Below are 20,154 nucleotides of genomic sequence, written 5' to 3' on the forward strand. Positions count from 1 at the left end.
ACCCGGCAACGAACGCGCAACCCGCGACACGCAGGGGCAGCAGCCTGCAAACGAGTGGACTAGACCTTTCACACGCAATCGCGCGAGACTGTTCCCGTGAGACACGTCATCGCGCTCGATGTAGGCGGCACCGGCATCAAGGCCGCCCTGGTCGGACCGGACCACGAGCTTCTGTACGAGGCCAGGCGGCCCACCGGCCGTGACCGGGGGCCGGACGCCGTCGTCGCCGGGATCCTCGACTTCGCCGCCGAACTGCGCGCCCTCGGGCAGGAGCGGTACGGGCGGCAGGCCGAGGCGGCGGGCGTCGCCGTGCCCGGGATCGTCGACGACGCGAACGGCATCGCCGTCTACGCCGCGAACCTCGGCTGGCGCGACGTCCCCCTGCGCGATCGCGTGAGCGAGCGCCTCGGCCATGTACCGGTCGCCCTCGGCCACGACGTACGGACCGGCGGCCTCGCCGAGGGCCGGATCGGGGCGGGGCGGGGTGCCGACCGGTTCCTGTTCGTGCCGCTCGGCACGGGCATCGCCGGGGCGATCGGCATGGACGGGCGGATCGAGGCCGGGGCCCACGGCTACGCGGGCGAGATCGGCCACATCGTCGTCCGGCCCGGCGGCCCGGTCTGCGGGTGCGGCGGGCGCGGGTGCCTGGAGACCATCGCCTCCGCCTCCGCCGTCAGCCGCGCCTGGGCCGAGGCGTCCGGCGACGCGGACGCCGACGCCGCGGACTGCGCGCGAGCCGTCGCGGCCGGGGACACCACCGCACGCGCGGTGTGGCAGGAGGCGGTCGACGCGCTCGCCGACGGCCTCGTCACCGGCCTCACCCTGCTGGACCCCCGTACGTTGATCATCGGCGGCGGGCTCGCCGAAGCGGGGGAAACGTTGTTCACACCGCTGCGCGCGGCCGTCACCGAGCGGATCACGTTCCAGAGGCTTCCCGGCATCGTCCCCGCGGCGCTCGGGGACACCGCCGGGTGCCTGGGCGCGGGCCTGCTCGCCTGGGACCTGCTCACCGCCGAAGCGGCCGGCACGGTGAGCGTCACCGCCGAAGCGGCCGACCCGGCAAGCGCGCCCCCGCACAAGACGCCCCCCGCCCCCCGCCCCACCCCGTCCCCCGAATCCACGGAGGTATCCGCCTGATGGTCGAACGAACGGTTCTCACCGGCGCCCGCGTGGTGCTGCCGACCGGCGTGGTCGACAACGGCCGCGTCACGGTCGAGGGTCGGCGCATCGTGGACGACACGGCGCGGGAGGAGCCGTCCGTCGATCTCACCGGTCACTGGATCGTCCCCGGCTTCGTGGACGTCCACGTGCACGGCGGCGGCGGCGCGTCGTTCTCCGCCGGGAGCGCCGAGGAGGCGCTCACCGCCATCGCGGCGCACCGCGCGCACGGCACGACCACCATGGTCGCCTCGACCGTCACCGGGGACCTGGACGACCTCGCCCGGCAGGCGGCCGTGCTGGCCGAGCTGACCGAGCAGGGCGATCTGGCGGGCATCCACTTCGAGGGCCCGTTCATCTCCCCGCACCGCTGCGGCGCGCACCAGCCCGGGCTGCTCCGCGACCCCGACCCGGCGGACGTGCGCAAGCTGGTCGACGCCGCGCGCGGCGCGGCCCGCATGATGACGCTGGCGCCGGAACTGCCCGGCGGCCTGGACTCCGTGCGGATGCTCGCCGACAGCGGCGTCATCGCGGCGGTGGGACACACGGACTCCACGTACGGGGCCACGCTGGAGGCCATCGACGCGGGCGCGACGGTCGCCACCCACCTCTTCAACGCGATGCCGGGGCTGCTGCACCGCGAACCCGGCCCGATCGCCGCGCTGCTGGAGGACGAGCGGGTCACCGTCGAGCTGATCAACGACGGCACGCATCTGCACCCCGCCGTCCTGGAGCTGGCCTTCGCCCGGGCGGGCGCGGACCGGGTCGCGTTCATCACCGACGCGATGGGCGCGGCCGGCATGACCGACGGCATGTTCCCGCTCGGCCCGATGCGGGTCGAGGTCAAGGACGGCGTCGCGCGGATCGCCGACGGCCCGACGGCGGGTTCGATCGCGGGGTCGACGCTCACGCTGGACACGGCGTTCAAGCGCGCGGTGACCGTCGACGGGCTGTCCGTCGAGGACACCGTGCGGGCGCTGTCGGTGAACCCGGCCCGGCTGCTGGGGCTCGCCGACCGGATCGGCTCGCTGGAGCCCGGCAAGGACGCGGACCTGGTCGTGCTGAACGGCTCGTACGACCTGGTGGGCGTCATGCGCAAGGGCGAATGGCTGATTAAGCCCGAAGTGAAGTAATTTGCCCCGCGCTTGAAGCCCTTGAACGGCGGCGGAAACAGCGGCGGCGGGTCCCCAGGTCTGGGCCTGCCGCCGCTGTTTTGGCATGATCGCTCGCGCCGGGCGTCCGCGAACCCCCGGTAAGGACAGCAGGGTTGCCGCCGCACGGTCCCGCACGACGTTCCCGCACGACGGCCCCGGGAGGGAGACGCCGGTGATCCTCACCGTCACGCTCAATGCCGCGCTCGATGTGACCTACCGCGTCCCACGGCTGCGTCCGCACACCTCGCACCGCGTCACCCACGCCGCGGAACGCCCGGGCGGCAAGGGGATCAACGTCGCCCGGGTGCTGGCCGCGCTGGGCCACGACACCGTCGTGACGGGCTTCGCGGGCGGTGCGACGGGCGACATCCTGCGGCGGCACCTCGCGAACGGCTCGGACAGGATCACCGACGCCCTCGTCACCCTCACCGGCGACACCCGCCGCACGGTCGGCATCGTCGACGAGTCCACCGGCGACTCGACGCAGCTCAACGAGCCCGGGCCGGACGTCGCCCCCGAGGAGTGGGCCGCGTTCTGCGACGTCTACGGCCGGCTGCTGCGCGATGCCGAGGCCGTCGCGCTGTGCGGGAGCCTGCCGCCGGGGGTGCCGGTGGGGGCGTACGCCCAGCTCGTACGGGCCGCGCGGGCGGCCGGGGTGCCCGTGCTGCTGGACACCGGCGGGGAACCGCTGCGGCGCGGCATCGCCGCCCGGCCGGACGTGGTCAAGCCCAACGCCGCGGAACTGGCCGCGCTCACCGGCTCCACCGAGCCGCTGCGCGCGGCGCACGACGCCCGCCGGCGCGGCGCCCACGCCGTCGCCGCGTCCCTCGGCCCGGACGGGCTGCTGGCGCTCACCCCCGACGGCGCCTGGCGCGCCGCGCCGCCCCGCCGGCTGACGGGCAATCCGACGGGCGCCGGCGACTCCGCCGTGGCGGGTCTGCTGTCCGGCTGGGCCGAGGGCCTGTCCTGGCCGGACCGCGTCGCCCGCGCGGTGGCCCTGTCGGCCGCGACCGTACGGGCCCCGGCGGCGGGCGAGTTCGACCGCGCGACGTACGAGAGCCTGCTGCCGCAGGTGAAGGTCGCTCAGGTATGACGGCGCGGCCGGCCGGCGCCACGGCCCCACGGCGGCGCGCCACCGTCACACGAGGGCCGTTACGGCCGGAGGGTTGAGGCAAGCCATGCCACTCGTCAGCACCGCCGAACTCGTCACCGAAGCCCGCGCCGCCGCCCGCGCGGTCGCCGCCTTCAACGTCATCACCGTGGAGCACGCGGAGGCCATCGCGGCGGGCGCCGAGGCCGCGGGCACGGGCGCGGTGCTGCAAGTCTCCGAGAACGCGGTGAAGTTCCACGGCGGCGACCTCGCGCCCATCGCCGCCGCCACGGCCGCCGTCGCCCGCGCCTCGACCGCGCGGCTCTCGCTGCACCTCGACCACGTCGAGGACGTGGCACTGCTGCACGCCGCGCACGCGCACGGCTTCGGCTCGGTGATGTTCGACGCGTCCCGGCGCGGCTACGGCGAGAACGTCAAGGCGACGGCGGAGGCCGTGCGTTGGGGCCACGAGCGCGGCATGTGGGTGGAGGCGGAGCTGGGCCGGGTGGGCGGCAAGGCGGGCGAACCACCACTGGACGCGCACGCCCCGGGCGTACGAACCGACCCGGCCGAGGCGGCCGCCTACGTCGGGGACACCGGCGTCGACGCCCTCGCCGTGGCCGTCGGCAGCTCCCACGCGATGACCGAACGCACGGCGGCCCTCGACCACGCCCTGATCACCCGGCTCCGGGACGCCGTGCCCGTACCCCTGGTCCTGCACGGCTCGTCGGGCGTCCCGGACGCGGAACTGCGCCGGGCGGTCGCCGCCGGCATGGTGAAGATCAACGTCGGCACGGCCCTGAACACGGCGTTCACGGGCACGGTCCGGGCCTTCCTGGAGGCCCATCCCTCGACGGTCGACCCGCGCAAGTACCTGGCACCGGCGCGGGAGGCGATGGCTCGGACGGTGGCGCACTTCCTACGGACCGTCAGCGGCTGACCGCCACTGTCCGCCCCGGATCATCAGCCGTTCTTGGGCGAGATCCAGAGCTGGTCGAGGTGCACGTCGCACGAGTTACCGGCCTCGCAGGAGAGCCTCAGAATGTTCGTGCCCTCGTTGAGCCTGACCAGGGACCAGGTGGTCTTCCACCCGTTCTCCCAGTCCTTCGTGCCGCCGAAGTTCTTCATGTTGATGGGCCGGGAGTCGGCCTTGCCGTTGGCGGAGATCGTGAGGGCGGCGTCCGTGCCGGGCACGCCGTAGCGCGCGTTCAGCCGGTAGTCGCCCGCCTTCTCGACGTCGACCTTCCACTCGACGCCGGCGCCCTGCTTGTTCATGCCGGCGATGTAGAGACCACCGTCGCCCTGCGCGCCCGGCACGGTCTTCTCCGTGACGGCGCCGCCGCTGAGCCGCAGGCTCGCCGCGTCCTCCTTGGGCAGCTTGGCGGGCTTGCGCTTGGCGGGCTCGGTCTTCTTCTCCTCGGCGGGCTTGTCGTCCTTCGCCGGGGCCGGCTTGTCCTCGCCGCCGCCGTTCGCGGTGTTCTGCTGTTCCTTCTTCTCGTCCGAGCCGTTGGTGAAGATCGCGACGCCGATGCCGGCCACGACGACCGCGACGACGGCTATGGCGGCGATGAGCGGCCCGCGCCGCTTGGGCCGGGCGCCGCCGCGACCGCCTTGGGCGGGGGCCTGGGGGGCGCCGCCGGGGAGGGTCTCGGGGGCGGCGTAGTGCGGGGCGGGGCCCTGCGAGGGCTGCTGGCCGTAGGTCACCTGCTGCTGGGGCTGCTGACCGTACTGGCGCGAGCCGACCGGGCGGACCTGGTTGTACGACGTACGGGGGACGCCGGGCTGGTGCGCCGGCTGACCGCCGTCGGTGCTCCCGTCGCCGCCGCGGTAGAGGTAGCCGAACGGGTCGTCGCCCTCCGGCGTGCCCTGGCCGTTATTACCCGCCGTCATCCCCTGTCACTCCCAACATGGTGTTGCCCATCGGCACCCACTGCGTATGTGCCTGAACCCGCGGCCGAGGCGGCCGGGGGCCCGGCCGGCTACCGCGGGTTCGGATGGCCAAAATTCATGATCGATTCACGGGCGGCGTCGGTGCCGCATCGGCGCAGCCTACCCCGATCGGGGGAGACCACGCCGTGGTCTGGACCTCAGCAGGCCCGGCGCCCGGCCTTGGACCGGGACCGCTTCTCGACGTACATCCGCTGGTCGGCGGAGGCGAGAACCTCCTCCGCGGACATTCCGCAGGCGGCCCAGCCGATGCCGAAACTGGCCCCGACGCGAACCGCCCGGCCTTCCACCCTTATGGGCGGAATGATGGCATTGCGCAGGCGGACGGCCAGATCCTCCGCGTCCGCCGGCCCCAGCCCGTCGGCGAGGACGACGAACTCGTCACCGCCGAGGCGGGCCACCGTGTCGCCGTCGCGCACGCCGTTGCTCAGCCGACGGGCGACCTCGATCAGCACGGCGTCCCCGGTGTGGTGGCCGAACCGGTCGTTGATCGACTTGAAGCCGTCGAGGTCGCAGAAGAGGACGGCCAGGCCCTTGATGCCGTCGTCGGTCTCCTCGTCGGGCGCGATGGTGTGCACATGGTGGTCGTAACCCGCCTCCGGACCGCCGCGGTACTCGTCGGGGGCGGGCTCACCGCCCCGCTCCGGCGCGTAGTCCGGGCCGACGTCGGCGCCGAAGCCGTGTCCGTACGCGGCGCTCTCGACCTCGGCGAAGCCGTCGAGACAGCCGTACGGCCCGACGGCCGCCGCCGCGTGGGTCTCGCTGCCCGCCGGGCGGTCGCAGAGCCGGCTGCCGAGGCGGGCTCTCAGCTCGGCGCTGTTGGGCAGCCCGGTCAGCGAGTCATGGCTGGCGCGGTGGGCGAGCTGCAGCTCATGGCGCTTGCGCTCCTCGATGTCCTCGACGTGGGTGAGCAGGAAGCGCGGCCCGTCGGCGGCGTCGGCCACCACGGAATTGCGCAGCGAGACCCAGACGTAGGTGCCGTCACGACGGCCGAGGCGCAGCTCGGCCCGGCCGCCCTCGGCTGAGGTCCGCAGCAGGGTGCCGACGTCCTCGGGGTGCACGAGATCGGAGAAGGAGTAGCGGCGCATCTGCGAGGCGGACCGGCCGAGCAGCCGGCACAGGGCGTCGTTGGTGCGGTGCAGCCGACCGTGCTGGTCGCCGCCCATCTCGGCGATGGCCATGCCGCTGGGCGCGTACTCGAAGGCCTGGCGGAAGCTTTCCTCACTGGCGCGGAGCGCCTGCTGTTCGCGCTCCAGTCTGACCAGGGCGCGCTGCATATTTGCGCGTAGACGAGCGTTACTGATCGCAATCGCGGCTTGGAAGGCGTACATCTGGAGCGCTTCGCGCCCCCAGGCGCCGGGGCGGCGGCCGTTGCGCGGTTTGTCGACCGAGATGACACCGAGCAGCTCGCCGCCCGAGGCCCCCGCGGTGTACATCGGGGCGAAGAGGCGGTCCATGGGATGCCACTCGTCGGCGAAGCGCGGGGCGGGTCCGGTGGTGTGCCACTGCGGGACGTCGTCGTCGTCGAGGACCCAGCCCTCGGTGTACGGGATGAAGCGCAGATCGCCCCAGTGGTCGCCCATCGCGAGCCGGCGCTCCCAGGACACCCGCGAGCCGACCCGGCCCGCCATCAGGGCCTCCGCCCCGGCGCTGCCCGCGACGGCGGCCACCACGAGGTCCCCGTCGGGGCGTACGAGATTGACGGCCGAGAGCTCGTAGCCGAGCCCGGCGATGATGCCGTCCGCCACGGTCTGCAACGTGTCCGCGAGGCTGCGCGCGGTGTTCAGATCAGCGACTACTTGATGCAACTGCCTCAAGGTCGCCAGGCGGACATACGGCTCCGACTCGGTCTCCATAGCTCGCTCTCCCCCGAGACCCCGACAGCAACTCCAGGCTTCTTGTCGTCCGCTTACCCCGGCCACTGAATCACAGCGAGCTGACCACTCGGTACACAGGGTCAACAATTACCGCCCTCTGTGACCCATGTCACAGAGGGCGGTGGAGTCCTACTACTGGCGTTCGAAGGCGTTCTTATGCTTCCTGAACGCAAATCCGGAACCCTCGCGACCTAGGACCCCGGATCGGCCCCGAGTGGTTCCCCGGCCCGATGCGGCACGACGGACAGTACGGCTAGCGTGCGGAGCGTGTTGCAGACGACTACGGCCCTCGAGACCGCCATAGCCCATCCTGAAGGGGTGAGCGCCGACGAATTCCGTGCCGCCCTCGCCCGCCTCGCCGCCGGCGTGGTGCTGGTGACCGCGCACGACCCGGAGGACGGCCCACGCGGCGAGGACGTCGGCATGACGGCGACGGCCTTCCTGTCCGTCTCCCTCGACCCGCCGCTGGTCATGGTGAGCGTTCGCAACGGCTCACGGATGGACGACCTGCTGGCGGAGCAGCCGCTGTGGGCGGTGTCCGTGCTCGCCGAGAGCCAGCGTCACGTCGCGGGACGCTTCGCCATGAAGGGGCGCATCAGCGACCGGCTGCTCTTCGAGGACATCGCGTACACCCGCGGGGAGGCCTCGGGCGCGCCGCTCGTCGGGGGCGCGCTGGCGGTGCTGGAGTGCCGGACCGAGCAGCGGGTCGTGGCCGGGGACCACACGCTGGTCATCGGCCGGGTGCTGACGGCCGCGGCCCCGACCTCGGAGGCCGGACCGCTGACGTACTTCCGGGGCCGGTACCGGACGCTGGCCTGAACCGGCTGTCCTCAGCGCCGGACGGGTTCGATGCGGCCGGGCTCAGCGAAAACCAGCCCGTCCGGCGCTTGAGGACGCGCCCGCAGGGCGCCCGCCGCCGCAGGCGGCAAAGACGGCCCGCGGGCCAAAGAAACCGCCAGCCAGGCGAAAGGCGCGGCCTAAGACCAGTCGCGCCCGGAACGCCCCCGCTTCGTGTCGCTCCGCTGCTTCTTGTTGCGCAGTCGCCGCTCGTTGATCCCGCGCGGGATCTTCGTCGCCCGCCGGGGCCGGGGCGGCGGCGCGGTGGCCTCGGCCAGCAGCGCGGCGAGCCGCACCGCGGCCGTCTCACGGTTGCGCCACTGCGAGCGGTGCTCCGAGGCCCGCACGGTCACGACGCCGCCGACCAGCCGGCTCTCCAGCCGGGCCAGCGCGCGCTCCTTCCACACCGGCGGCAGCGCCTCGGTGCGGGCGATGTCGAACCGCAGCTCGACCTGGCTGTCGCTGGTGTTGACGTGCTGGCCCCCCGGGCCGGAGGAGCGCGAGAAACGCCACATGAGCTCGGCCTCCGGCAGGGAGACCGAACCGCGGATGACGTGTGGACCGGACATGACACCCATGATCCCGTGCCGGGGCCGGGCGCGTCACCTCGTTTTGCGCCTGCCCCCGCGACACCCGCATCAGGAATTGGCAAAGAAAGTAAAGAGTGCTGGAACCCTTCGGTCCCCTGCTCGCGTTATCGGGGGTGACGGTAGCTTCGGGCGCGGACCTTCGTTCGTACCTCGCGAGGCCCGACGAATCGATAGAAAGGGACCTATCCCATGGCTGTAAGCCTGTCCAAGGGCGGCAACGTCTCCCTCACCAAGGAGGCCCCGGGCCTGACGGCCGTCACGGTCGGCCTCGGCTGGGACGTCCGCACCACCACCGGCACGGACTTCGACCTCGACGCGAGCGCCATCGCGGTGAACCCGACGGGCAAGGTCTACTCCGACGCCCACTTCGTGTTCTTCAACAACAAGTCCACCCCGGACCAGTCCATCGTGCACACCGGTGACAACACCACCGGCGTGGGCGAGGGCGACGACGAGCAGATCAACGTCAACCTGTCGGCCCTGCCCGCCGACGTCGAGAAGATCGTCTTCCCGGTCTCCATCTACGACGCCGAGTCCCGCAGCCAGAACTTCGGCCAGGTGCGCAACGCCTACATCCGCGTCCTCAACCAGGCCGGCGGCGCCGAGGTGGCCCGCTACGACCTGAGCGAGGACGCCGCCACCGAGACCGCCATGGTCTTCGGCGAGCTGTACCGCAACGGCGCGGAGTGGAAGTTCCGCGCGGTCGGCCAGGGCTACGCCTCGGGCCTCGCGGGCATCGCGTCGGACTTCGGCGTCAACGTCTGACACCGCCGTAGCGCGCGGCCGCCGAGCGGCTGATCCGGGAGAGGGTCACCCCAGCGCGGGTGACCCTCTCTTCGTACCCGTTCGCGGCCGCGTCCCCGCCGCGCCCCCGGGTGCGTCCATCCGCGCTGTTGCCCTGTTGCCGCCCGCCACCCGCGCCGTACCATCAAGCCGCCGGGGGGCGTGGAACGCCCGACTGTTCATGGGTGAACGGCCACTACCGGTGTCGGCAACCGGCTGACATCATCGCTCGGGAGACGCACATGACCTGTCCCGTATGTGGATCTGCAGACATGAGGCAACTCAACAATGGAAACTGGCAGTGCGGAAACTGCGGCGCAGTCACCTCTGGATAGAGCGGCGTGGGATGCGCTGGACCCCGAGACCCGGGAACGGCTGGCGGCGTTCATGTCACCCGAGGAGTTCACGGTGACGGCCGGCAGTGCGGAGTCCGCCGAGTGCTTCCAGCGCTTCATGGACACCCTGGACCGGGCCGAGCAGCACAAGATCCTCTAGCCCCGGGGGCGGCTACTGCCGCAGGACGAGCGACAGCACCTCGGAACCGATGCGCGCGCTGTCCAGAAAACGTTCCACCACGACGGGCTCGTCCCTGAGCCGCATACGGCCGGTGATGCACTCCGCGGCCGTCGCCTTGCGGAAGACGATGACGTAGTTCCACGCCTGCTCGTCGCCGTACGAGGGCTCTTCGTCCTGACCGGACCTCAGCGCCTCGGTGAGCTTCGCCCGGTGCTCCTTCAGCAGCCCGCGGCGCCAGTAGTAGCAGGGCGGCGGCTTGCCGCCCTCGTCCTCGTCCTCCGGATCCGGTGGGATCGTCAACCCGTGCTGAATGACGTCAAACAGGCTTTCTACGAGCACTCGGCCGCAACCATAGAGATCCTCGCAGGCATTGATGCTGAGTAAGTAGGGTCGCTGCACCGCTCTTTTATAGCGCAGCGCCCCGCACGCCTCAGGCGTACTTTCAAGGCGTCAATCCCAGGTGACGGCGGGCGGTATCCGGATCCAGCAGCGTCCGGTTGCCGTCGTCATCGGGCAACGGCGCACGTCCGGCGATGCTTTGGATCGCCGCGTCGATGGTGACGTCCTCCAGTGGGGCGATCGCGGCGAGGAACTTGCCGTGCCGAGTGATGAGCGCAGGCTGACCCGATTGGCAGATCTCCTGGACCACCTGGGACGTCCGCTGCGAGAGCTCACGCATCGTGACGATCCTGGCTTCACTCAAGCTGACCTTGGTCATATGTCTCTCCTCATGCCTCGGGTGCGCCCGCCCCAGTGTGCCGCAACTTGTCCATCAAGATGTAGTACATCTGTGGAGCGAAGATGCTGCAAGTTGGATACCCGCCAAAGGATGGGCGCATCCTCGAACTGCGCCAGAACACCTTCCCCGTACGGTAATTGAGCCGGTGGCGCATCGCGCCGGACAAGCTTCGTACGTCGTACTGGAGAGAAGAGGCCAGGTGTCGCTGCCCCAGGGCACACCCCCTGTCACAGAGACCACGCCCGACCGCGGTACCTCGATCCGCGAGGCGGCCCGCTGGCTGACCACGGCGTTCGCCGCCGTCGGCACGGTGCTCGTGGCCGGGCTGCAGCTGGGGTCGCTGGGCGGGCTGGGCACCGAGGAGCCCTGGCGGTTACCGCTGGCGCTGGGGGCCGTGTTCGTCGCGCTCCTGGGCACCGGCTGGATGATCGTGCGAGCCGCTCATGTGCTGATCACACCCGACCTGACCTGGACGGACATCTTCGTCAACCACGAGATACCCGCGATCAGACGCCGCGGCAGCGCACTGCCGCTGCTGGCCGCCGGCCGCAGCCATCTCTCCTACGACGCGCTGCTGCACCTGCTCAAGGAGGCCAGCTCCACCGAGGCCGTGCCGTTCGAGGGCACCGCCGCCATCCGCCGGGAGCTCGAGGGTGCCCGCGCGCGGGCGGCGCACACCCCGACGGACACCGAGGCCCAGGAGCGCGTCGCCGCCCTGGAACACGCCGTCACCCTCTGTCTCACCCGGGCCAACGCCTGGCAGTCCCAACAGCTTTATCGCGCCCTGATCCGCACGCTGTTGCGCACCGGCGTCCTCACCGCGGCCTGCCTCGTGGTCTACGCCTGGGCGGCCAACCCGCCCCCGGAGACGTCGCCGCAGGTCAAGCAGCCCGTACCGGTGGAGATCCATCTGCGCGCCACCGCGGACAGGCTGCCCGGCACGGAACTGGGCAAGCAGTGCCACCGCCGCACGATCACCGGCGTCGCCGTCGGCGGACGGCTCGACGAACCCGTCGTCGCCGTCCCCGCCACCGAGGACTGCGCGGCCGCCCGGTTCACGGTCACCCCCGAGCTGGGCGTGGCCGTACCCCGCGGGAAACCCTGATCCGGGGCTTCCGCACGCCGCCCGAGGGCCCCCGCGCGCCCTCCCCCGCGGATGCGGGCCGGGCCGAATGCGGAGATGCTGAGGTACGTCAGACATCCCACGAGGAGGACCACCATGTCCATGCTCGACAAGCTCAAAGGTCTGATCAAGGGGCACCCGGACCAGGCACGCCAAGGCGTCGAGAAGGCCGGTGACGCCTTCGACGCCAGGACGCAGAACAAGTACCAGAGCCAGACGGACACGGCCCAGCAGAAGCTGGGCGACCAGCTGGGCAACCGGCCCACCGACGAACCGAAGTAGGCGGCGTCACCAGAGCCGGTCGATCCCGCCCGGGTAGAGCCCGATGCGGCAGTGCCGGAAGGCCGCCGCGTCGCGCTTGCCCCGCTCCGTGAAGAACCCGGCCATGGTGACCTTGTCGAAACCGGGCCCGTCACTGGGGAACGGAGCCTGCCGCGTCCCGCCGACGAGAACGGCGCCGGCCAGCTCGCTCCACCCCGCGCTCTCGTAGAAGCCCCGCAAAGGGCGGTCGCAGGTGAACAGCCCCAGGTCCGCGCCGCTCCCCGCGATCAGCGCACGGGCGGCGGCCACCAGCTGCCGCCCGTAGCCGCGGCCCCGCCGCGCGGGGTCCGTGACGAGCGCGCTCAGCCCGGCGGCCCGATAGCGCCGGCCACCGTGGACGAGGTCCTTCGTCAGGATGTCCAGCACTGCCGGTACGTCGCCTTCCGGCGATACGAGCAGCACCGTCCGGGGCCGCAGCGCGGGATCGTGGGCACCGACGACACCCGGCCACACCGCCTCCCGCAGCGTGCGCGCACGGGCGCGGAGATCCGCCGGAACCTCGTCCTCGGCAAACGTCCTGATCTCCACGCCGCCCCCTGCCTCCTGCCGTCGCGGCAGATTAGCCCAGTGCGGCGACGCCCGCCTGGGCGAACTTCTCGTCCAGCTCACCGCTCGGAGCCCCCGCGACCCCGAGGCCCGCGACCGGCGCGCCCTGCGCCTGGACCGGGGCGCCACCCGGCAGGAACAGCGTGCCGGGGATGTCCTTGAGGTTCGGCGCGCTCTGGAGGCGCTTGACCAGCTCCGAGGTGGGCGCGTTCCAGGACACCGCGGTGAAGCCCTTGCGCACGGCGGACTCGTACGACTGCGGGCCCGCACCGTCACCGCGCAGCGTGACGAGCGTGTTGCCGTTGCGGTCGACGACGGCGACCGAGACCTTCTGCCCCTCCTTCTGCGCGGCGGCGAGCGCGCCCTGCGCGGCCTTGGTGGCGGCGGCCAGCGACAGGTGCGTCGACTGGTTGAGGCTCTTGCCGGCGACGGCGCGCACCGGGGTCTGCTGCCCGGCGGCGGGCGAGGCGGTCGCGGAAACGGCGCCGAACGCACCGGCCGCGACGGCGACGGCAGCCGCGGCACCGGTGAGTACGCGGGCCCGCTTGGACAGGGTGGGGGTCTGCATCATGCGCTCCTCGTGAGATGAACCGTGTCTTTCATCCTTGAGCCGCCACGCCCCCCGGACATCGCCGTCCCGGCTGCCCCCGGTGTCAACCGATCGGCCGATGCGGGGTGCGCTCCGCGCGGGTTAGAACTAGGCGGTGCCGGCGGATCTTCGGCTGCGGGCCGTCGTTGCCGCCTGCGGCGGCGGCCTCCCTACGAGCCCTCCCTCACTCCCTAGACGTTTTTGGTTTGGCTGAGCTCAGCCACATCAAGCCCGCTGGGGGCACCTCCCAGCGGTAGCTGGGGGAGATTGAGGACACCGCCGCGCAGCGGTGGTGCGGGCGCCATGACAAGTGACCCTCCGGCAAGGAGAAGCGTGCGAGACCAGCCACAAGCCGCGCCCGACCCGGACGCCCCCTGGCTCGAAGCCGTCATGCACGCGGCCTTCTTCCTTCTCCTCGGCGCCTCCCTCGTCCGTTTCCTCATCCGCCACCCCGGCGAACCCCGCACGCCCTGGATCATCGCGTTCAGCGTGGCCCTCGCCCTCCTCTATGTACTCGGCCCCGTACTGGGGGGACCCGGAGGAGCCGACTCCGGCACGAGCGCCCGGCGGTTCACCTGGCTGGGCGCCGTCGTCGCGTCCTGGGTCGTGCTGGTCGTCCTCGCGCCGAGCTTCGCGTGGTGCGCGGTACCCCTCTTCTATACGGGCCTGCGCACCCTGCCCGCCCGCGCGTCGCTCGTGCTGGTGGCCCTGCTCACCACCCTGGTGGTCGCCGCGCAGCTGCGTCTCGCCGAGGGCTTCGACCCCAACCTCGTGCTCGCGCCGCCCGCCGTCGCCGCGATCGCCACCGCCGTCTTCGTCCACACGCAGCGCCAGGCGGCCCGACAGCGCGCGTTGATCGACGACTTGATCCGCACACGTCGCGAACTCGCCGCCACCGAACGGCGCGAGGGCACCCTCGCGGAGCGGCAGCGGCTCTCCATGGAGATCCACGACACCTTGGCCCAGGGCCTGTCCAGCCAGCAGATGCTGCTCCAAGCAGCGGACCGCACCTGGGATTCGGATGCGGAGGCGGCGCGTCGGCATGTTCGTACGGCGGCGGACATCGCTGCCCGCGGGCTGGCCGAGGCCCGGCGGTTCGTGCACGATCTGGCGCCGCCGCAGTTCGACGGGGGCGCGGGCCTGGAGGACGCGCTACGGGCGCTCGCCGCGCCGGAGACGACCACCGTCTCCGTGCGCTTCCACGTCGAGGGCGCCCCCGTCCCACTGCCCGACCGGGTGCGGTCGGCCCTGCTGCGCATCGCGCAGGGCGCGCTGGCGAACGTGACCGAGCACGCCGCCGCGACGACGGTCGCCCTCACCCTCAGCTACCTCGGCGACCAGGTGGTCCTGGACGTCGCCGACGACGGGCGCGGCTTCGACCCCGGCGCCGCCCCGACCGGCGGGGCCCGCGGACACGGGCTGCCCGCGATGCACGCCCGCGTCCGTCGGCTCGGCGGCACCCTGACGATCGAATCGGTGCCCGGCGAGGGCACCGTCCTGTCCGCGTCCGTTCCCCTGGAGACCCCGTGACCCCGACCGATCCCTGCGGACCGGCCCCCGTCCGCATCCTGCTCTGCGACGACCACACCGTCGTACGGGCCGGGTTGCTCGCGCTGCTGGGCAGCGCGCCCGGCATCGAGGTCGTCGGGGAGGCGGGCGGCGGCGAGGAGGCGGTCGCGCTGGCCGCGAGGCTGCGGCCCGACGTTGTGCTGATGGACCTTCAACTCGGCCCGGGGATGGACGGAATCGAGGCGACCCGCCGCATCGTCGCGGACGCGACGGCGGTCGGCGGCACGGGCGACGACACCAAGGTCGGCGCCGACACCGGCACCGGCGCCGGCACCGGCGGTCAGCGCGCCCACGGCCCGTACGTTCTCGTCCTCACCACCTACGACACCGACGCCGACATCACCCGTGCCATCGAGGCCGGGGCGACCGGCTATCTGCTGAAGGCCGAGCGGCCGGAGGAGTTGTTCTCCGCGATCCGGGCCGCCGCCGAGGGGCGCACCGCGCTGTCGCCGCCCGTCGCGGGCCGTGTCATGGCCCGGATGCGCGGCGCGGGGCGGCCCGCGCTCACCGAGCGGGAGCGCGACATCCTCGGTCAACTCGCCCGTGGGCTGGGCAATCGTGAGATCGCGCGGGCGCTGTCCATCAGCGAGGCGACGGTGAAGACGCATTTGGGTCGGATCTACGACAAGCTCGGCGTGGACACACGTGCGGGCGCCGTGGCGGTGGCGAAGGAACAGCGGTTGCTCAGTTGAACACTCCAGTAGGCAGTCAAGTGCAGACCAATCGGGAGCAGTTCACCGCATAGCGGATCCAATCAACCGCTGTTAAGAAAACGCTAGATCAAATCCTTGTTGCGCCCCTGTCAATGACAGGGAAGTGATGGCACTCTCTCCTCAATTCGCTCTTGCACCACTCCTGCACCAAACGGGCGGTCCCCACCGGCTGCCCGAACCCCCCTCATTCGGCCGCGAGTTCGCGGCCCGCATTAGGAGCCAGAGTTGAGACTCATCACCTCCACCTCCCGCAAGCACACCCTGCGCGCCGCAGCGCTGGTCGCCTCCGCCGCCATGGTCGCCGTCGGCGTCCAGACCGGTTCGGCGACCGCCGCGGCCGACCGCGAGAACGGCGCCACGGCGCTGGCGCTCTCCGCCGGTCAGCGGGTGTCCGCGCTCAAGGACGCGCAGGCGGGAGCCTCCTCCGCCGCTGCCGAGCTCGGTCTCGGCGGCAAGGAGAAGCTGGTCGTCCGGGACGTCGTCAAGGACGCGAACGGCACGGTGCATACGCGCTACGAGCGCACCTACGAAGGCCTGCCGGTGCTCGGCGGCGACCTGGTCGTGCACCGGGCGAAGAGCGGCTCGCGCAGCGTCACCAAGGCGACCGAGGCCGACATATCCGTGCCCACGACGTCCGCTTCCCTCGCGCCCACCGCGGCGAAGCAGAAGGCGCTCGGCGTGGCCGCCGCGGAGAAGACCGCCAAGGCCGACAGCCAGGCCCCGCGCAAGGTCATCTGGGCCGCGGGCGGCAAGGCCGTCCTCGCGTACGAGACCGTCGTCAAGGGCGTCCAGAAGGACGGCACCCCGAGCAAGCTGCACGTGGTGACCGACGCGGCCAGCGGCAAGACGCTGTTCCAGCGCGAGGCCATCGAGACCGGCAGCGGCACCAGCACCTACAGCGGCACCGTCCCGCTGACCACCACCAAGACGTCCTCCGGCTACTCCCTCACCGACGGTGCGCGCGGCGGCCACAAGACGTACGACCTGAAGCAGGGCACGTCCGGCACGGGCACGCTCTTCACCAACTCCAGCGACGTCTGGGGCTCCGGCAGCCAGGCCGCCGCCGTCGACGCGCACTACGGCGCGGCGGTCACCTGGGACTTCTACAAGAACGTCCTGGGCCGCAGCGGCATCAAGGGCGACGGTGTCGGCGCCTACTCCCGCGTCCACTACGGCAACGGCTACGTCAACGCCTTCTGGGACGACGACTGCTTCTGCATGACCTACGGCGACGGCGAGAACAACGCCAACCCGCTGACCTCCCTCGACGTGGCCGCCCACGAGATGACGCACGGCGTCACCTCGGCCACCGCCGGGCTGAACTACAGCGGCGAGTCCGGTGGTCTCAACGAGGCGACCAGCGACATCTTCGGCACCGCCTCGGAGTTCTACGCCAAGAACTCCACGGACGCCGGCGACTACCTCATCGGCGAGAAGATCGACATCAACGGCGACGGCACCCCGCTGCGCTACATGGACAAGCCGAGCAAGGACGGCGCCTCGAAGGACTACTGGTCCTCGGGCCTCGGCAACACCGACGTCCACTACTCGTCGGGCCCGGCCAACCACTTCTTCTACCTGCTGTCCGAGGGCAGCGGCGCGAAGACCATCGACGGTGTGAGCTACAACAGCCCCACCTACAACAACTCCAAGGTCACCGGCATCGGCCGGGACAAGGCCACCAAGATCTGGTACAAGGCCCTGACCACGTACTTCACCTCCACCACGAACTACAAGGCGGCCCGCGCCGGCACCCTGAAGGCCACCGCGGACCTCTACGGCTCCACCAGCACGGAGTACAAGACGGTCGCCGCCGCCTGGACCGCCATCAACGTGAAGTGACCACTTCGTGAGGTGACCGGGTCCCGACCGGGACACGGCACGGCGGACGTCCCGGAAGTGATCACCGCACCCGCAGTGCTCACACCCACGCGGTGATCACCCTCCGGTGACCGGCCCGTGTCCTCGCCACTGACGGTGGCGAGGGCGCGGGCAGGCGTGTGTACGCACCCGGCCGACGCCCGTGACACCATCGAGGCGTGATCGACCTCGGCTATTCGCTTTCGCACCGCTTCCCCGACCCGCCGCAGACGGACTACCGCACGGCGCACGTGCGGGCGCTGCGGCACGACCTCTTCTGCGGTGACGTCTACCTCGCCGACGTGAAGACGGACCGGGAGCTGTCCACAGGCTGGGGATGGGTTCCCGTGCTGGACTTCGCGTGGGCGCTCTGCGACGTCCTGGAGCAGGTCGACCGCGACCCCCGGGGCAACCGCGCGTCGATCCCGCAGTACGCGGAGCTGGACTTCACGGAATCGACCGACCGACTGATGTTCGAACGCCGCTTCGGCTGGGTGGAGGTCACCGCCGACTGGCAGCCGGCGGACGAACCCCCGCTCAGCTTCAACCACCGGGCACTGCGCCGCGAGGCACGGGACTTCCTCCACGACCTGATCGCGGACCTCTCCGACATGCACGAGGGTCTTGCCGACAACCCGGTCGTCTGGGATCTGCAGAGCCGGTTCCCGCGGGTCTGAGATCGCCGGGCGCCCAGCGCCTGCGGCGGCGAGCGCCCTGCGGGCCGTCTTTGCCGCCTGCGGCGGCGAGCGCCCCTGCGGGCGCGTCCTCAATCGCCGGACGGGCTTGATGGGCCGGCGCGTACGTCACGGCTCGCGACCGGCGACGCGTACGCCGATCTGTGCGGCGAAGGCCGGTGCCAGATCCAGGAGTTGGGACGGGCTGATCACCGCGCCCGCCAGTTGGTCGATCCCCCGGGCGATGTCCAGCTCGGTGACCGCCCGTAGATCCACGTCCTTCATCCGCACGGCGGTGAAATCGACGCGACGCAGCACGCAGTCCCGGAAGACGACCCGCTCCAGCCGCGCCCCGCCGAAGTCGGCCTCGGAGAGCACACAGCCCTCGAAGGTGACGTCCTTGAGCCTTGCCGTGCGCAGATTCAGGTAGTCGATCTTGCCGCCGCGCACCAGGACCCGCTCCAGCACCGCGCCGTGCAGCTGGGTGCCGCCCAGCCGCGCGTCCCGCACCTCCACGTCGCGCAGCGTCGCCTCCGCCAGATCCGTGCCCACCCCGCGCACCCCGTCGAGCACACAGTCCAGGAACCGGGCCCGGTCCAGCCGCGTCCCGTCCAGCGCGCAGCGGAAGATCCCGCAGTCCATGAAACGGGCGCCGGAAGCGAGCTGACCGCCCAGGTCGACCTCGGTGAAATCGACGCCGTCGTAATCGCCCTCCCGCTCCAGCTCCGCCCCCGCCCACGGCCGCAGCGGCGGCAGCCGTACCTCCGGGAGCCGGGCCGTCGGCTGTGCCTTGCCTGCCTGCTGCCTGCCGCGCGTCGTCATGCCGCCACCGTGGCACACGGCACTGACAACGCCTGTCGGCACGCACCGCCGCGCCCCACCCCACCCCTTGACCTCAACCATGGTCGAGATTGAAGACTCAAGGAGTCCACGGAACATCGTTCACGGAACACCGTTCGAGGAGAACCCATGCACGCCGTCCGGCTGCACGCCTTCGGCCCCGCCGAGAACCTCACCTACGAGAAGACCGACGACCCCGAGCCCGGCCCCGGCCAGGTCCGGGTCGCCGTCGCCGCCGCCGGGGTGCACCTCGTCGACACCACCCTGCGCGCCGGCGACCCGAACGGCCCGTACCCCCTCCCCGAGCTGCCCACCATCCCCGGCCGCGAGATCGCGGGCACCGTCGACGCCCTCGGCGCGGGCACCGACCCCCGCTGGCTCGGCCGCCGAGTCATCGGGCACCTCGGCACCGCCCCCGGCGGCTACGCCGAGCTGGCCGTCATCGCCGCGGAGAAGCTGCACGAGATACCGGACGGGCTGCGCGAGGACCAGGCCATCGCCATGATCGGCACCGGCCGCACCGCCCTCGGCGTCCTCGGCTTCACCGAGCTGAGCGGCGCGGACGTCGTGATCGTGACGGCGGCGGCCGGGGGCATCGGCTCGCTGCTCACGCAGTACGCCAAGAACGCGGGCGCAACCGTCGTCGGCCTCGCCGGCGGCCCGGCCAAGGTCCGGCGGGTACGCGAGCTGGGCGCGGACCTCGCCTTCGACTACACCGCCGAGGACTGGGCCGGGGCCGCCCGGACCGCACTCGGCGGGCGCACCGCCACGGTCGTCTTCGACGCCGTGGGCGGCCCCGCCGCCCGCGCCGCCGTCGACCTGCTCGGCCCCGGCGGCACGCACCTCGTCTACGGCTGGTCCTCCGGCGGCCCGATCACCCTCGACCCCGCGGAGCTCGCCGAGCGGTCCCTCACCTCGCAGTCGGTCCTCGGCCCGCCGATGCTGGCCCGGTTCGGCGGCGGACAGGTGGGGCTGCGCAGGCTGGAGGAGGAGTCGCTGGCCCAGGCCGCCGCGGGCAACGTCACCCCCACCGTGCACCGCTTCCCGCTCGCCGACGCCGCCGCCGCGCACGTGGCACTGACCTCGCGCGCCACGATGGGCAAGGTCGTCCTCATCCCCTAGGGTGTGTCCGCAAATTCGCGTCTGGCCCGCGACGCCCGGCACGCACGCTCGCTGCGTTGTCGGGCTCGCCCGAGTACGCCCGGTACGAGGGCGACCCTCCGCCTTG

General features: G+C 72.0%; 22 protein-coding genes. 14 read left to right on the plus strand and 8 right to left on the minus strand.

Features of this window, described 5'->3' with window-relative positions:
* The first annotated feature begins 96 nt into the window (after window positions 1–96).
* The 4 genes from ACZ53N_RS20110 to ACZ53N_RS20125 all read left to right on the plus strand — a co-directional run bounded on the left by ACZ53N_RS20110 (window position 97) and on the right by ACZ53N_RS20125 (window position 4,342).
* Complete coding sequence (locus tag ACZ53N_RS20110; protein WP_469142185.1) at window positions 97–1,137, plus strand: ROK family protein; 1,041 nt, start codon at window positions 97–99, stop codon at window positions 1,135–1,137.
* Window positions 1,137–2,291 carry an N-acetylglucosamine-6-phosphate deacetylase gene (gene nagA, locus ACZ53N_RS20115; protein WP_469142186.1) on the plus strand — a complete coding sequence of 385 codons (1,155 nt, stop codon included), beginning with the start codon at window positions 1,137–1,139 and terminating at the stop codon, window positions 2,289–2,291. The genes ACZ53N_RS20110 and nagA overlap by 1 nt, the downstream gene beginning before the upstream one ends.
* 193 nt (window positions 2,292–2,484) lie before the next feature.
* Entirely contained in the window at window positions 2,485–3,405 is a 921-nt protein-coding gene (locus ACZ53N_RS20120) for a 1-phosphofructokinase family hexose kinase (RefSeq protein WP_469142187.1), read from the plus strand.
* An 85-nt stretch (window positions 3,406–3,490) separates the two neighbouring features.
* Window positions 3,491–4,342: a class II fructose-bisphosphate aldolase gene (locus tag ACZ53N_RS20125; RefSeq protein WP_469142188.1), complete on the plus strand. Its 852-nt coding sequence runs from the start codon at window positions 3,491–3,493 to the stop codon at window positions 4,340–4,342.
* A 23-nt stretch (window positions 4,343–4,365) separates the two neighbouring features.
* Here ACZ53N_RS20125 and ACZ53N_RS20130 read toward each other — a convergent pair whose 3' ends face one another.
* Window positions 4,366–5,292 carry a carbohydrate-binding protein gene (locus tag ACZ53N_RS20130; RefSeq protein WP_469142189.1) on the minus strand — a complete coding sequence of 309 codons (927 nt, stop codon included), beginning with the start codon at window positions 5,290–5,292 and terminating at the stop codon, window positions 4,366–4,368.
* Between the two features lie 197 nt (window positions 5,293–5,489).
* Window positions 5,490–7,205: a diguanylate cyclase CdgB gene (gene cdgB / locus ACZ53N_RS20135; protein ID WP_469142190.1), complete on the minus strand. Its 1,716-nt coding sequence runs from the start codon at window positions 7,203–7,205 to the stop codon at window positions 5,490–5,492.
* Between the two features lie 288 nt (window positions 7,206–7,493).
* Here cdgB and ACZ53N_RS20140 point away from each other — a divergent pair, with 288 nt between their 5' ends.
* Window positions 7,494–8,045 (plus strand): flavin reductase family protein, encoded by a 552-nt coding sequence (locus tag ACZ53N_RS20140; RefSeq protein WP_469142191.1) that lies wholly within the window; start codon window positions 7,494–7,496, stop codon window positions 8,043–8,045.
* A gap of 158 nt (window positions 8,046–8,203) precedes the next feature.
* Here ACZ53N_RS20140 and arfB read toward each other — a convergent pair whose 3' ends face one another.
* On the minus strand, window positions 8,204–8,632 hold the full coding sequence (gene arfB, locus ACZ53N_RS20145; RefSeq protein ID WP_469142192.1) for an alternative ribosome rescue aminoacyl-tRNA hydrolase ArfB: 429 nt from the start codon (window positions 8,630–8,632) through the stop codon (window positions 8,204–8,206).
* Between the two features lie 210 nt (window positions 8,633–8,842).
* Between arfB and ACZ53N_RS20150 the strand changes: the two genes are divergently transcribed.
* On the plus strand, window positions 8,843–9,418 hold the full coding sequence (locus ACZ53N_RS20150; RefSeq protein WP_469142193.1) for a TerD family protein: 576 nt from the start codon (window positions 8,843–8,845) through the stop codon (window positions 9,416–9,418).
* A gap of 306 nt (window positions 9,419–9,724) precedes the next feature.
* Window positions 9,725–9,931, plus strand: a complete 207-nt coding sequence (locus ACZ53N_RS20155) for a hypothetical protein (protein WP_469142194.1) — start codon at window positions 9,725–9,727, stop codon at window positions 9,929–9,931.
* Between the two features lie 12 nt (window positions 9,932–9,943).
* On the opposite strand, the gene ACZ53N_RS20160 is transcribed toward ACZ53N_RS20155, so the two are convergent.
* Window positions 9,944–10,252, minus strand: a complete 309-nt coding sequence (locus ACZ53N_RS20160; protein ID WP_469142195.1) for a hypothetical protein — start codon at window positions 10,250–10,252, stop codon at window positions 9,944–9,946.
* A gap of 142 nt (window positions 10,253–10,394) precedes the next feature.
* Complete coding sequence (locus ACZ53N_RS20165; RefSeq protein WP_356449559.1) at window positions 10,395–10,670, minus strand: type II toxin-antitoxin system Phd/YefM family antitoxin; 276 nt, start codon at window positions 10,668–10,670, stop codon at window positions 10,395–10,397.
* A gap of 220 nt (window positions 10,671–10,890) precedes the next feature.
* Here ACZ53N_RS20165 and ACZ53N_RS20170 point away from each other — a divergent pair, with 220 nt between their 5' ends.
* Together ACZ53N_RS20170 and ACZ53N_RS20175 are read left to right on the plus strand one after the other, a co-directional pair.
* Window positions 10,891–11,796: a hypothetical protein gene (locus ACZ53N_RS20170; RefSeq protein WP_469142196.1), complete on the plus strand. Its 906-nt coding sequence runs from the start codon at window positions 10,891–10,893 to the stop codon at window positions 11,794–11,796.
* A 114-nt stretch (window positions 11,797–11,910) separates the two neighbouring features.
* The gene (locus ACZ53N_RS20175) at window positions 11,911–12,096 is read left to right on the plus strand and encodes an antitoxin (RefSeq protein WP_469142197.1); all 186 of its coding nucleotides are present in this window, start codon (window positions 11,911–11,913) and stop codon (window positions 12,094–12,096) included.
* A gap of 6 nt (window positions 12,097–12,102) precedes the next feature.
* Here ACZ53N_RS20175 and ACZ53N_RS20180 read toward each other — a convergent pair whose 3' ends face one another.
* A complete protein-coding gene (locus tag ACZ53N_RS20180) occupies window positions 12,103–12,663 on the minus strand; it encodes a GNAT family N-acetyltransferase (RefSeq protein ID WP_469142198.1) in 561 nt (186 codons plus the stop codon).
* A 31-nt stretch (window positions 12,664–12,694) separates the two neighbouring features.
* The gene (locus ACZ53N_RS20185) at window positions 12,695–13,249 is read right to left on the minus strand and encodes a GlcG/HbpS family heme-binding protein (RefSeq protein WP_469142271.1); all 555 of its coding nucleotides are present in this window, start codon (window positions 13,247–13,249) and stop codon (window positions 12,695–12,697) included.
* Window positions 13,250–13,573: 324 nt separating this feature from the next.
* Here ACZ53N_RS20185 and ACZ53N_RS20190 point away from each other — a divergent pair, with 324 nt between their 5' ends.
* The 4 genes from ACZ53N_RS20190 (at window position 13,574) to ACZ53N_RS20205 (ending at window position 18,089) form a co-directional block, all read left to right on the plus strand.
* Complete coding sequence (locus tag ACZ53N_RS20190) at window positions 13,574–14,800, plus strand: sensor histidine kinase (protein ID WP_469142199.1); 1,227 nt, start codon at window positions 13,574–13,576, stop codon at window positions 14,798–14,800.
* Entirely contained in the window at window positions 14,797–15,531 is a 735-nt protein-coding gene (locus tag ACZ53N_RS20195; protein WP_469142200.1) for a response regulator, read from the plus strand. Before ACZ53N_RS20190 ends, ACZ53N_RS20195 begins: the two co-directional genes overlap by 4 nt.
* Before the next feature lie 315 nt (window positions 15,532–15,846).
* Window positions 15,847–17,394, plus strand: a complete 1,548-nt coding sequence (locus ACZ53N_RS20200) for a M4 family metallopeptidase (RefSeq protein ID WP_469142272.1) — start codon at window positions 15,847–15,849, stop codon at window positions 17,392–17,394.
* A gap of 197 nt (window positions 17,395–17,591) precedes the next feature.
* Window positions 17,592–18,089, plus strand: a complete 498-nt coding sequence (locus tag ACZ53N_RS20205; protein ID WP_469142201.1) for a hypothetical protein — start codon at window positions 17,592–17,594, stop codon at window positions 18,087–18,089.
* 126 nt (window positions 18,090–18,215) lie between these two features.
* Here the strand turns inward: ACZ53N_RS20205 and ACZ53N_RS20210 are convergent, their stop codons facing one another.
* Entirely contained in the window at window positions 18,216–18,908 is a 693-nt protein-coding gene (locus ACZ53N_RS20210) for a pentapeptide repeat-containing protein (RefSeq protein ID WP_469142202.1), read from the minus strand.
* Between the two features lie 147 nt (window positions 18,909–19,055).
* Here ACZ53N_RS20210 and ACZ53N_RS20215 point away from each other — a divergent pair, with 147 nt between their 5' ends.
* Window positions 19,056–20,048, plus strand: a complete 993-nt coding sequence (locus tag ACZ53N_RS20215) for a zinc-binding dehydrogenase (RefSeq protein ID WP_469142203.1) — start codon at window positions 19,056–19,058, stop codon at window positions 20,046–20,048.
* Window positions 20,049–20,154 lie beyond the last annotated feature (106 nt).

The organism is Streptomyces sp. NPDC033229, from assembly GCF_055576875.1.

What these genes read in the sequence shown, in the direction of transcription:
- nagA (WP_469142186.1), top strand. Translation starts at nt 1,137, where the DNA reads ATGGTCGAACGAACGGTTCTCACCGGCGCCCGCGTGGTGCTGCCGACC.
- ACZ53N_RS20125 (WP_469142188.1), top strand. Translation starts at nt 3,491, where the DNA reads ATGCCACTCGTCAGCACCGCCGAACTCGTCACCGAAGCCCGCGCCGCC.
- ACZ53N_RS20130 (WP_469142189.1), bottom strand. Translation starts at nt 5,292, where the DNA reads ATGACGGCGGGTAATAACGGCCAGGGCACGCCGGAGGGCGACGACCCG.
- cdgB (WP_469142190.1), bottom strand. Translation starts at nt 7,205, where the DNA reads ATGGAGACCGAGTCGGAGCCGTATGTCCGCCTGGCGACCTTGAGGCAG.
- arfB (WP_469142192.1), bottom strand. Translation starts at nt 8,632, where the DNA reads ATGTCCGGTCCACACGTCATCCGCGGTTCGGTCTCCCTGCCGGAGGCC.
- ACZ53N_RS20150 (WP_469142193.1), top strand. Translation starts at nt 8,843, where the DNA reads ATGGCTGTAAGCCTGTCCAAGGGCGGCAACGTCTCCCTCACCAAGGAG.
- ACZ53N_RS20155 (WP_469142194.1), top strand. Translation starts at nt 9,725, where the DNA reads ATGGAAACTGGCAGTGCGGAAACTGCGGCGCAGTCACCTCTGGATAGA.
- ACZ53N_RS20165 (WP_356449559.1), bottom strand. Translation starts at nt 10,670, where the DNA reads ATGACCAAGGTCAGCTTGAGTGAAGCCAGGATCGTCACGATGCGTGAG.
- ACZ53N_RS20175 (WP_469142197.1), top strand. Translation starts at nt 11,911, where the DNA reads ATGTCCATGCTCGACAAGCTCAAAGGTCTGATCAAGGGGCACCCGGAC.
- ACZ53N_RS20185 (WP_469142271.1), bottom strand. Translation starts at nt 13,249, where the DNA reads ATGCAGACCCCCACCCTGTCCAAGCGGGCCCGCGTACTCACCGGTGCC.
- ACZ53N_RS20190 (WP_469142199.1), top strand. Translation starts at nt 13,574, where the DNA reads ATGACAAGTGACCCTCCGGCAAGGAGAAGCGTGCGAGACCAGCCACAA.
- ACZ53N_RS20200 (WP_469142272.1), top strand. Translation starts at nt 15,847, where the DNA reads ATGGTCGCCGTCGGCGTCCAGACCGGTTCGGCGACCGCCGCGGCCGAC.
- ACZ53N_RS20210 (WP_469142202.1), bottom strand. Translation starts at nt 18,908, where the DNA reads ATGACGACGCGCGGCAGGCAGCAGGCAGGCAAGGCACAGCCGACGGCC.
- ACZ53N_RS20215 (WP_469142203.1), top strand. Translation starts at nt 19,056, where the DNA reads ATGCACGCCGTCCGGCTGCACGCCTTCGGCCCCGCCGAGAACCTCACC.